At 45.1% G+C, this 12291-nt stretch carries 8 protein-coding genes; all 8 read right to left on the bottom strand.

Annotated features, from left to right (window positions below; all coding sequences use genetic code 11):
- Positions 1 to 137 precede the first annotated feature (137 nt).
- Complete coding sequence (rpoC, locus tag AC3CH3_RS14520; protein ID WP_017060527.1) at positions 138 to 4340, bottom strand: DNA-directed RNA polymerase subunit beta'; 4203 nt, start codon at positions 4338 to 4340, stop codon at positions 138 to 140.
- Positions 4341 to 4432: 92 nt separating this feature from the next.
- Positions 4433 to 8461: a DNA-directed RNA polymerase subunit beta gene (gene rpoB, locus AC3CH3_RS14525; protein ID WP_488537386.1), complete on the bottom strand. Its 4029-nt coding sequence runs from the start codon at positions 8459 to 8461 to the stop codon at positions 4433 to 4435.
- Between the two features lie 235 nt (positions 8462 to 8696).
- Positions 8697 to 9065: a 50S ribosomal protein L7/L12 gene (gene rplL / locus AC3CH3_RS14530; protein ID WP_017631516.1), complete on the bottom strand. Its 369-nt coding sequence runs from the start codon at positions 9063 to 9065 to the stop codon at positions 8697 to 8699.
- A gap of 57 nt (positions 9066 to 9122) precedes the next feature.
- Positions 9123 to 9617, bottom strand: coding sequence for a 50S ribosomal protein L10 (gene rplJ / locus AC3CH3_RS14535; RefSeq protein ID WP_010435550.1), 495 nt, complete (start codon positions 9615 to 9617; stop codon positions 9123 to 9125).
- A gap of 250 nt (positions 9618 to 9867) precedes the next feature.
- Positions 9868 to 10572, bottom strand: coding sequence for a 50S ribosomal protein L1 (gene rplA / locus AC3CH3_RS14540; protein ID WP_017060523.1), 705 nt, complete (start codon positions 10570 to 10572; stop codon positions 9868 to 9870).
- Positions 10573 to 10576: 4 nt separating this feature from the next.
- Positions 10577 to 11005, bottom strand: coding sequence for a 50S ribosomal protein L11 (gene rplK / locus AC3CH3_RS14545; protein ID WP_010435555.1), 429 nt, complete (start codon positions 11003 to 11005; stop codon positions 10577 to 10579).
- Between the two features lie 213 nt (positions 11006 to 11218).
- Complete coding sequence (nusG, locus tag AC3CH3_RS14550) at positions 11219 to 11767, bottom strand: transcription termination/antitermination protein NusG (RefSeq protein WP_010435556.1); 549 nt, start codon at positions 11765 to 11767, stop codon at positions 11219 to 11221.
- A 13-nt stretch (positions 11768 to 11780) separates the two neighbouring features.
- Entirely contained in the window at positions 11781 to 12158 is a 378-nt protein-coding gene (gene secE / locus AC3CH3_RS14555; protein WP_010435558.1) for a preprotein translocase subunit SecE, read from the bottom strand.
- Positions 12159 to 12291: the final 133 nt, after the last annotated feature.

Below are 12291 nucleotides of genomic sequence, written 5' to 3' on the forward strand. Positions count from 1 at the left end.
AGGACATAAATCCAACCCCACCAGCTAGATAAGCACACCTATCACTTTATAAGTCATATCTAAATACCAATACGCCAGATACAAAAAAGGCACCCGAAGGTGCCTTTTTCTTATCTCTTAGAGACTACTCGTAGAGCTTACTCTTCTGAAGAGAAACCAGCGTTTAGAAGTGCTGCTAGATTGTCAGTAGCTTGTTCAGCTGAAGGACCTTCTTGCTCTTCTTCACGTTGCTTTTGACGCTCTTGGTGGTATGCGAAACCAGTACCAGCTGGGATTAGACGACCAACAATTACGTTCTCTTTCAGACCGCGAAGGTCATCACGCTTACCAGAAACCGCAGCTTCTGTTAGTACGCGAGTCGTTTCTTGGAACGATGCAGCCGAGATGAATGACTCAGTTGCAAGAGATGCTTTAGTAATACCTAGTAGATCACGTTCGAAACGTACTAGTTCTTTACCTTCAGCTTCTAGCTTACGGTTAGCAATCTTAACATTGTGGTACTCAACTTGTTCGCCAGGTAGGAACGGAGAGTCACCAGAATGAGTGATTGTACACTTACGTAGCATTTGACGAACGATAGTCTCAATGTGCTTATCGTTAATCTTTACGCCTTGTAAGCGGTAAACTTCTTGAACTTCGTTCGCGATGTACTGAGTTACTGCGTGGATACCACGTAGACGCAGGATATCGTGTGGAGTTTCAGGACCGTCGGCGATTACATCACCACGTTCAATCTTCTCACCTTCGAACACGTTCAATTGACGATGCTTAGGAATCATCTCTTCGTAAGCGTCACCGCCTTCACGAGTGATTACTAGACGACGCTTACCTTTCGTTTCTTTACCGAAAGACACAGTACCTGTGTGCTCAGCAAGGATCGCAGGCTCTTTAGGCTTACGAGCTTCGAATAGGTCAGCTACGCGTGGTAGACCACCGGTGATATCTTTGTTTCCGCTCGATTTTTGAGGGATACGAGATAGTGTGTCACCGATGCCAACTTCAGCGCCATCTTCGATGTTTACAATCGCTTTGCCAGGTAGGAAGTAGTGAGCTGGCATATCAGTACCAGGGATCATTACGTCGTTACCTTGCTCATCAACAAGTTTGATAGCTGGACGCATATCTTTACCTGCTGCTGGGCGAGCTGCTGCGTCTGTAACTTCACTTGAAGAAAGACCCGTTAGATCGTCAGTTTGACGAGAAACTGTAATACCATCGATCATATCTACGAATTGGATACGACCTGCCACTTCAGTGATGATTGGCATGGTATGCGCTTCCCAGTTAGCTACAACTTCACCAGCAGTAACTGCTGCGTTGTCGCCTTTGGTTAGCATCGAACCGTAAGGAAGTTTGTGCTTCTCTTTAGTACGGCCGAATTCATCAATAATCGTCATCTCAGATGCACGAGAAGTGATAACCAGTTTCTTATCTTTGTTCACTACGAACTTAGCATTGTGAAGTTTCACAGTACCAGTTGTCTTAGCTTGGATGCTGTTCTCTGCTGCTGCAGTAGATGCCGCACCACCGATGTGGAACGTACGCATCGTTAGCTGTGTACCCGGTTCACCGATAGATTGTGCAGCGATAACACCAACTGCTTCACCTTGGTTCACTAGGTGACCACGTGCTAGGTCACGACCGTAACACTGTGCACAACAACCGAAGTCTGCATCACAGGTAACAACAGAGCGCACTTTCATGCTATCTACTGAGTTGTCTTCCATGATTTGACACCACTTCTCATCAATCAGAGTATTACGTGGAATCAGTACATCTTCAGTACCAGGCTTAAGAACGTCTTCAGCTACTACACGACCTAGAGCAAGCTCAGAAAGTGCAACTTTAACGTCACCACCTTCGATGTGAGGCATCATGTCGATACCTTCATGCGTGCCACAGTCATGTTCGTGTACTACAACGTCTTGAGCAACGTCTACTAGACGACGAGTTAGGTAACCCGAGTTTGCTGTTTTCAGTGCTGTATCCGCAAGACCCTTACGAGCACCGTGCGTTGAGATAAAGTACTGAAGGACGTTTAGGCCTTCTTTAAAGTTCGCTGTGATCGGCGTTTCGATGATTGAACCATCTGGACGCGCCATCAGACCACGCATACCTGCTAGCTGACGAATCTGAGCTGCAGAACCACGTGCGCCCGAGTCGGCCATCATGTAGATGCTGTTGAACGATTCTTGCTGTTCTTCTTCGCCGTCACGGTTGATAACTGTTTCAGAAGATAGGTTATCCATCATTGCTTTCGCAACGCGGTCATTCGTAGATGCCCAGATATCGATAACTTTGTTGTAACGCTCACCCGCAGTAACAAGACCAGATTGGAATTGCTCTTGGATTTCGCGAACTTCTTCTTCAGCAGATTCAATTTCATCGTATTTCGCTTGAGGTACAACCATATCGTCAATACCTACAGAAACACCAGAAAGTGCAGCGTATGCAAAACCTGCGTACATGATTTGGTCAGCAAATACTACTGTATCTTTTAGACCAAGCTTACGGTAACACTCGTTAAGAAGAGTAGAGATCTGCTTCTTACCTAACTTTTGGTTAACGATGCTGTACGGTAGGCCAGCTGGAACGATTTGCCATAGCATTGCACGGCCGACAGTTGTATCAACCATCTTCGTTTCAGTAGTGCTGTTACCATCTTCGTCTACTACAGTCTCGGTGATACGTACTTTAACGCGAGCGTGTAGCTCAGCAGTCTTAGTACGGTATGCCTTTTCAGCCTCAGCAGGGCCAGCAAGGTACATACCTTCGCCTTTCACGTTGATCTTGTCACGTGTCATGTAGTAAAGACCCAATACAACGTCCTGAGAAGGTACGATGATCGGATCACCTGACGCTGGCGACAGAATGTTATTCGTCGACATCATCAGTGTACGTGCTTCAAGCTGTGCTTCTAGAGTTAGAGGCACGTGTACCGCCATTTGGTCACCATCGAAGTCGGCGTTGTATGCCGCACACACTAGTGGGTGAAGCTGAATCGCTTTACCTTCGATTAGTACTGGTTCAAACGCTTGGATACCTAGACGGTGAAGTGTAGGTGCACGGTTAAGCAGTACTGGGTGTTCGCGGATCACTTCGTCTAGGATATCCCAAACGATAGCTTCTTCGCGCTCTACCATCTTCTTAGCAGCTTTGATTGTCGTAGCCATGCCACGAGTTTCTAGCTTGCTGTAGATGAACGGCTTAAATAGCTCAAGTGCCATCTTCTTAGGAAGACCACACTGATGTAGACGAAGGTATGGACCTACTGTGATTACAGAACGGCCAGAGTAGTCTACACGTTTACCTAGAAGGTTCTGACGGAAACGACCTTGTTTACCCTTGATCATATCAGCAAGAGATTTCAGAGGACGCTTGTTAGAACCCGTGATAGCACGACCACGACGACCGTTATCTAGAAGTGCATCAACAGACTCTTGCAGCATACGCTTTTCGTTACGTACGATGATGTCCGGAGCAGCTAGCTCTAGAAGACGCTTCAAACGGTTGTTACGGTTGATCACACGACGGTAAAGGTCGTTCAGATCTGAAGTCGCAAAACGACCGCCATCTAGTGGTACTAGAGGACGTAGATCTGGCGGCAGAACCGGAAGTACAGTCAGAATCATCCATTGCGGATCGTTACCCGATGCAATGAACGCTTCAACTAGCTTCAGGCGCTTAGTAACTTTTTTACGCTTAGTTTCTGAGTTAGTTGTTTCTAACTCTTCGCGCATTTCTTCCACTTCTTGATGAAGGTCCATTGTTGCAAGCAGATCTTTGATCGCTTCAGCACCCATCTTAGCAGTGAATTCGTCACCCCACTCTTCTAGACGATCCAGATACTCTTCTTCAGTAAGCATCTGAGATTTTTCTAGATCAGTCATACCTGGTTCAGTTACTACGTACATCTCGAAGTAAAGAACACGTTCGATATCACGTAGAGGGATATCCATTAGTAGACCGATACGAGACGGTAGTGATTTTAGGAACCAGATGTGAGCAACTGGTGAAGCTAGCTCGATGTGGCCCATGCGGTCACGACGAACTTTAGTTTGTGTAACTTCAACGCCACACTTCTCACAGATAACACCACGGTGCTTCAGGCGCTTGTATTTGCCACAAAGACATTCGTAGTCTTTAACTGGACCAAAAATACGTGCACAGAACAGACCATCACGTTCAGGTTTGAACGTACGATAGTTAATTGTTTCCGGCTTTTTAACTTCACCAAAAGACCATGAACGGATCATGTCTGGTGAAGATAGACCGATTTTGATTGCATCAAATTCTTCGGTCTTATGCTGTGCTTTTAGAAAGTTTAATAAGTCTTTCACATTCAGCTCCTGTAAGGAGTTAAAGGAGCTCACTGCTGTAGCAAGCTCCCTTTTACCAAATAATCCTATCTTCTTTTAAAAAAGAGGAGGGATTACTCTTCGTCTTCTAGCTCGATGTTGATACCTAGCGAGCGAATCTCTTTCAACAGTACGTTGAACGACTCAGGCATACCAGGTTCCATGCTATGGTTACCGTCTACGATGTTCTTATACATCTTAGTACGGCCGTTAACGTCATCCGACTTAACTGTTAGCATTTCTTGTAGAGTATATGCAGCACCGTATGCTTCTAGTGCCCATACTTCCATCTCACCGAAACGCTGACCACCGAACTGAGCTTTACCACCAAGTGGTTGCTGAGTTACTAGGCTGTAAGAACCAGTTGAACGAGCGTGCATCTTGTCATCAACCAAGTGGTTCAGTTTCAGCATGTACATGTAACCAACAGTTACAGGACGCTCAAACGAATCACCAGTGCGACCATCAAACAGTTTAAGCTGACCAGATTCTGGCAGATCACCCAGTTTAAGTAGTTCCTTGATTAGAGACTCAGAAGCACCGTCGAACACAGGAGTAGCAATCGGTAGACCGCCACGTAGGTTCTTGATCAGTGTACGAACTTGATCATCAGACAGTTCAGCAATATCAACTTTCTGACGAGTATCACCAAGATCGTAAACCTTCTGTAGGAACTCACGGAACTTATGCAGTTCTTGTTGTTCCTTAACCATTTGGTTGATCTTGTCACCGATACCTTTCGCAGCCAAACCTAAGTGAACTTCTAGGATCTGACCGATGTTCATACGCGATGGTACACCCAGCGGGTTAAGTACGATGTCTACAGGCTGACCTTTCTCATCGTATGGCATGTCTTCAACAGGGTTAATCTTAGAGATTACACCTTTGTTACCGTGACGACCGGCCATCTTATCACCAGGCTGGATACGACGTTTAACCGCTAGGTAAACTTTAACAATCTTAAGAACGCCAGGCGCTAGATCATCACCTTGAGTGATTTTACGACGCTTAGTTTCAAACTTCTTATCGAAGTCTGCTTTTAGCTCATCCCACTGCTCAGCAAGTTGCTCAAGCTGTGTTTGTAGCGCATCGTCTTCTAGAACTTGCTCTAGCCATTGCTTACGACCGATAGTATCAAGCTTAGCTTCAGAGTAACCACCAGACAGAAGTACAGCTTTAACACGGTTAAGAAGGCCACCCTCAAGAATTTGGAACTCTTCAGTTAGGTCTTTCTTAGCTTCTTTAAGCTGCATCTGTTCGATTTCAAGTGCACGCTTGTCTTTATCTACGCCATCGCGAGTGAAGACTTGTACATCGATGATAGTACCCGAAACAGAGTTTGGTACACGTAGAGAAGTATCTTTAACATCAGATGCTTTCTCACCGAAGATAGCACGTAGTAGCTTCTCTTCAGGAGTCAGTTGAGTTTCACCTTTAGGGGTTACTTTACCAACTAGGATGTCGCCACCCTTAACTTCAGCACCAATGTAAACGATACCTGACTCGTCTAGTTTAGACAGAGCAGACTCACCTACGTTTGGAATATCAGCTGTGATCTCTTCAGAACCCAGCTTAGTATCACGAGCCACACAAGATAGTTCTTGGATGTGGATTGTCGTGAAACGGTCTTCTTGAACTACGCGCTCAGATACTAAGATCGAGTCTTCGAAGTTGTAACCGTTCCAAGGCATGAATGCGATACGCATGTTTTGGCCAAGAGCAAGTTCACCAAGGTCTGTTGAAGGACCATCAGCAAGAACATCACCGCGTGCAACTGGTTCACCTGGAAGTACAGTTGGACGTTGGTTAATACATGTGTTTTGGTTCGAACGCGTGTACTTAGTTAGGTTGTAGATATCGATACCAGCTTCGCCAGGTACCAATTCATCTTCGTTAACCTTAACTACGATACGAGAAGCGTCTACAGACTGAACTTGACCACCACGTTTAGCAACCGCTGTAACACCAGAGTCAACTGCGATGTTACGTTCGATACCCGTACCGACTAGAGGCTTATCAGCCTTGAGTGTTGGTACAGCTTGACGTTGCATGTTGGCACCCATCAATGCACGGTTCGCATCATCGTGTTCTAGGAACGGGATAAGCGAAGCAGCGATAGATACAACCTGGTTTGTCGCAACGTCCATGTAGTCAACGTGATCGCGTGGGTGAAGACCAGATTCACCTTTTTGACGAGCTGTGATTAGCTCATCTGCAAACGTACCTTCTTCAGTAAGAATGGTGTTTGCTTGCGCGATTACGAATTGACCTTCCTGGATTGCAGACAGGTAATCAACTTCTTCTGTTACTACACCATCAACTACACGACGGTACGGAGTTTCTAGGAAACCGTAATCGTTACAACGTGCAAACGCAGATAGCGAGTTAATTAGACCGATGTTTGGACCTTCAGGCGTTTCGATCGGACATAGACGACCGTAGTGAGTTACGTGAACGTCACGTACTTCGAAGCCTGCGCGCTCACGAGTAAGACCACCAGGACCTAAAGCAGAGATACGACGTTTGTGCGTAACTTCTGACAATGGGTTGTTTTGGTCCATGAACTGTGAAAGCTGTGAAGAGCCAAAGAATTCTTTAACTGCAGCAGAGATCGGCTTAGCGTTGATAAGATCTTGAGGCATGATTGCATCAAGGTCACCAAGGCTTAGGCGTTCTTTAACGGCACGTTCTACACGAACTAGACCAACACGGAATTGGTTTTCTGCCATTTCACCTACAGAACGGATACGACGGTTGCCAAGGTGGTCGATATCGTCCACTTCACCAATACCGTTACGGATACCAATCAGTTTCTTCATCACTTCGATGATGTCTGATTCATCCAGAGTACCGCGCTCTTCTTCTTCTTCACGCTCGATAGAGCTGTTGAACTTCATACGACCTACAGTTGATAGGTCGTAACGTTCTTCAGAGAAGAATAGGCTTTCGAATAGAGACTCTGCAGCTTCTTTCGTTGGTGGCTCGCCAGGACGCATCATGCGGTAGATTTCTACCAATGCAGAGATGCGATCTACTGTGCTATCTGCACGTAGAGTGTCTGACATGAATGGACCGTGATCTAGGTCATTCGTGAACAGAGTTTGTAGAGCCTTGTGGCCTGCTTGAGACAGATTAGCAAGTGCTTCTAGGCTAATCTCTTGGTTCGCGCCAACGATGATCTCGCCAGTTGCTTCATTGATGTAATCTTTAGATGCAACTTTACCAACGATGTACTCTACTGGTACTTCGATGTGCTCAACGCCATCTTTTTCAAGTTGACGGATATGGCGAGCAGTAACACGACGACCAGTCTCAACGTAAGTTTTGCCGTTTGCTTCGATGTCGAATGACGCAGTTTCACCACGTAGACGATCAGGAACCAACTCCATAAGAAGAGTTTGGTCTTTAACTTCGAAGTTCACTTTGTCGAAGAACAGATCAAGGATCTCTTCAGTCGATTTACCAAGTGCACGAAGAATAATCGATGCTGGTAGCTTACGACGACGGTCGATACGTACGAATAAGTTATCCTTAGGATCGAACTCAAAGTCTAACCATGAGCCACGGTAAGGAATTACACGTGCGTTATAAAGAACTTTACCTGATGAGTGGGTCTTACCCTTATCACTGTCGAAGAACACGCCTGGGCTTCGGTGCAGCTGGGATACGATAACCCTCTCGGTACCATTAATTACGAAAGTACCATTGTCTGTCATAAGCGGAATTTCGCCCATGTAGACTTCTTGTTCTTTAATGTCTTTTACAGTACCTGCTGGTGCATCTCGATCAAAGATAACTAGACGTAGTTTTACGCGTAGTGGCTTTGAGTAAGTAACACCGCGGATTTGACATTCTTTAACGTCAAAAACTGGCTCACCAAGACGGTAGCTAACGTATTGCAGCTCAGAATTGCCGTTGTAGCTCTGAATTGGAAATACAGAACGGAAAGCAGCTTCAAGACCGTATTGACCTTCTGGATCCTGTTCGATGAATTTGTCGAAAGAATCAAGCTGGATCGATAACAGGTATGGAATGTCCAAAACTTGTGGACGAGTACCAAAATCCTTACGGATGCGCTTTTTCTCGGTATAAGAGTAAACCATGGGGTTCCTCAGCTCGCTGATAAGTGACCCAAACCACCCAAAACACTCTTCAAGAGGGGGCGGTGACAAACAGCTGTTTACTGTAGTGAACAATCATTTCGAAAAAATGACTGTTTTTTTGCTCGGATTATGACGGTTAAACAGCGGAAAATTCGTCATAGCCCTACAGCGCAAAAAGGCCGGTGGTTAATAAACCACCAGCCATTAGCCTTGCGGCTAAGAAATTAAGTAATAATTACTTGATTTCAACAGAAGCGCCAGCTTCTTCTAGCTGTGCTTTAAGAGCTTCAGCTTCAGCTTTGTCAACGCCTTCTTTAAGCGCTGCAGGAGCTGAGTCTACAAGACCTTTAGCTTCTTTAAGACCTAGGCCAGTTGCGCCACGTACAGCTTTGATAACTTGTACTTTGTTAGCGCCAGCAGCAGTTAGGATAACGTCGAATTCAGTTTGCTCAGCAGCAGCGTCGCCGCCAGCTGCGCCGCCAGCTACAACAGCAGCAGCTGCAGTAACGCCGAATTTCTCTTCCATAGCTTCGATAAGCTCAACAACTTGCATTACAGACATTTCTGCAACTGCGTCTAGGATTTGCTCGTTAGTAATAGACATAACAATTCTCTTTTAAGTCAACAATAAGTTTAAATAGCAACCAGTGAAAAGCAAGGCTTATGCCGCAGCTTCTTCTTTTTGGTCGCGAACAGCAGCGATAGTACGAACCAGCTTGCCAGCAGAAGCTTCTTTCATGCACATCATTAGGCGTGCGATAGCTTCGTCGTAAGTTGGTAGTGTCGCTAGTACTTCAGCATCAGTAACTGCGCCTTCAAATGCAGCAGCTTTGATCTCGAAATCTTTATTCTCTTTAGCGAAGTCTTTGAAAAGACGCGCTGCAGCACCTGGGTGCTCATTAGAGAATGCGATCAGAGTTGGACCAGTGAAAGTGTCTACTAGACACTCGTAGTCTGTACCCTGAACCGCACGGCGTGCTAGTGTGTTACGAACAACTTTCATGTAAACACCCGCTTCGCGAGCTTGTTTACGTAGAGAAGTCATTGCGCCAACTTCAACGCCACGAGAATCAGCTACAACTGCAGAAAGTGCACCACTGGCAGCTTCGTTGACTTCAGCAACAATTGCTTTTTTGTCTTGAAGATTTAAAGCCATTTGGATTAACCTCTGGTTGTGATTACAGCACTCAATACAAAATGTAATGAGCGTTTACGATGTTATTTAAAAATGAATAAATTCATTTCAAACCACAACATCGCCTACGTAGGTTTTATTAAGCTATCAATAATCTAATGAAAATCGACAGCGCCTACGGTCTTGGGATAGATGATTTCAAATTGCTTTAAAACCACCCAACCACAAATATTAGGCGCAGAAGTATACACTAAATCTGCGCCTAAGCAAATTAGTTTGCTTGAGTGTCAAGACTAGCTTGATCAACAGCAACACCAGCACCCATCGTAGTAGAGATGCTTACTTTCTTCAGGTAAGAACCCTTAGCTGAAGAAGGCTTAGCTTTCTTAAGAGCAACTAGAAGAGCTTCTAGGTTCTCTTGAAGCTGGCTAGCTTCGAAAGATGCTTTACCGATAGTAGTGTGGATGATGCCGTTCTTGTCGTTACGGTAACGAACCTGACCAGCTTTAGCGTTCTTAACCGCTTCAGCAACGTTAGGAGTTACAGTACCAACTTTAGGGTTTGGCATAAGGCCGCGTGGACCTAGGATAGTACCTAGTTGACCAACAACACGCATTGCATCTGGAGAAGCAACAACTACGTCGAAGTTCATTTCGCCTTTTTTCACTTGCTCAGCAAGATCTTCCATACCAACGATATCTGCGCCAGCAGCTTTAGCAGCTTCTGCGTTTGCACCTTGAGTGAAAACAGCAACGCGGATGTCACGGCCAGTACCGTGAGGTAGCACTGTTGCGCCACGAACGTTTTGGTCAGATTTACGAGCATCGATGCCTAGGTTAACAGCAACATCTACAGACTCAACGAATTTAGCAGTCGCTAGTTCTTTAAGAAGAGCAACAGCTTCGCTGATTTCGTATTCTTTAGTTGAGTCAACTTTGTCGCGGATTACGCGCATACGCTTAGTAAGTTTAGCCATGATCTTATCCCTCTACCACTAGGCCCATTGAACGAGCAGTACCAGCAATAGAACGTTTCATTGCTTCGATGTCAGCACCAGTCATATCAGCAGCTTTAGTTTCTGCGATTTCCTGAACTTGAGCGTCAGTAACAGTACCAACTTTCTCAGTGTTTGGACGACCTGAACCAGACTTAACGCCAGCAGCTTTCTTAAGAAGAACAGCAGCAGGTGGAGTCTTAGTTACGAACGTGAAAGAACGGTCGTTGTAAACAGTAATAACTACTGGAGTAGGTAGACCTTTCTCAACAGATTCTGTTTTTGCGTTGAACGCTTTACAGAATTCCATGATGTTCACGCCGTGTTGACCTAGAGCAGGACCAACCGGTGGACTTGGGTTTGCCATACCAGCTGCAACTTGCAGTTTGATATAAGCTTCAACTTTCTTAGCCATGATATTTCCTAATATTTTGGGTACATGCGCTAGCCGCAAGGCGAGCTCCCCATAAATTCAATTAACTCTTTTTTACTTCCACAGAAGCAAAAAGGCGCGAAATTATAATCATAATTCGCGCCTTTAACAACCCTAAAAAGGTGATTTTTTATACTCTTTTATTTTGAACAACTTATGAAGTATTTATCCACAGCTTGTTCAAAACTTAGAGTTTTAGTCCAGTTTTTCAACCTGACCAAATTCAAGCTCAACCGGTGTTGCACGACCAAAGATCGATACAGATACCTTAATGCGGCTTTTCTCGTAATCTACTTCTTCAACAGTACCGTTGAAGTCAGCAAATGGACCATCGTTCACACGAACCACTTCACCCGCTTCGAACATTGTCTTAGGACGTGGAGACTCGCTCGCTTTCTCTAGACGGTTCAAGATAGCATCAGCTTCTTTATCAGTGATTGGTGCAGGACGATCAGAGGTACCACCAATGAAGCCCATAACACGCGGAATGCTGCGTACTAAGTGCCATGATTCATCATTCATGATCATTTGAACTAATACGTAGCCAGGGAAGAATTTACGTTCACTTTTACGGCGTTGGCCTGCACGCATTTCCACTACTTCTTCAGTAGGTACTAGCACATCGCCAAATAGTTCTTCCATGTTGTGCATTTTAATATGCTCGCGTAGCGACTGTGCAACACGACCTTCAAAGCCAGAAAAGGCTTGAACTACATACCAACGTTTTTTTGGAGCTTCACTCATGAATCAGAACCCTCTACACCCCAGTTGCTAGAGAAACTAGACGGACCATAATGCCGTCAATTCCCCAAAGCACTAGAGACATAACAATACATACAGCTAAAACGATCAATGTAGTTTGCATAGTTTCTTGGCGAGTAGGCCAAACAACTTTACGAATCTCCATACGAGATTCTTTTGCAAAATCGATCGCAGCTTTACCTTTAGTTGTTGTTGCTGCAACGCCTAGTGCGGCAGCAATCAGCACAACTACACCTGCAGCGCGAATTACAACAGACAATTCACCATACAGGTAATTACCCACAACAGCAGCAGCCAACAGAACAAAAGCGACAATCCACTTCATTGTATCTGCTGCACCTGAGCTATCAGGAGTTTCAGCGTTTGCTTTCATAAAACCAACCTGTGATAAGTCTTAAATATAGACGACAATAACCCCGCTGTTGCAGGGCACATTCCTTTGCGTTGCAAAACAACACATCTAACAGTCATTTTAGTCAAAAAGACCGTTTAATTCTTTGCTAAGA

Source organism: Vibrio sp. QJM3NY_35 (genome assembly GCF_057785915.1).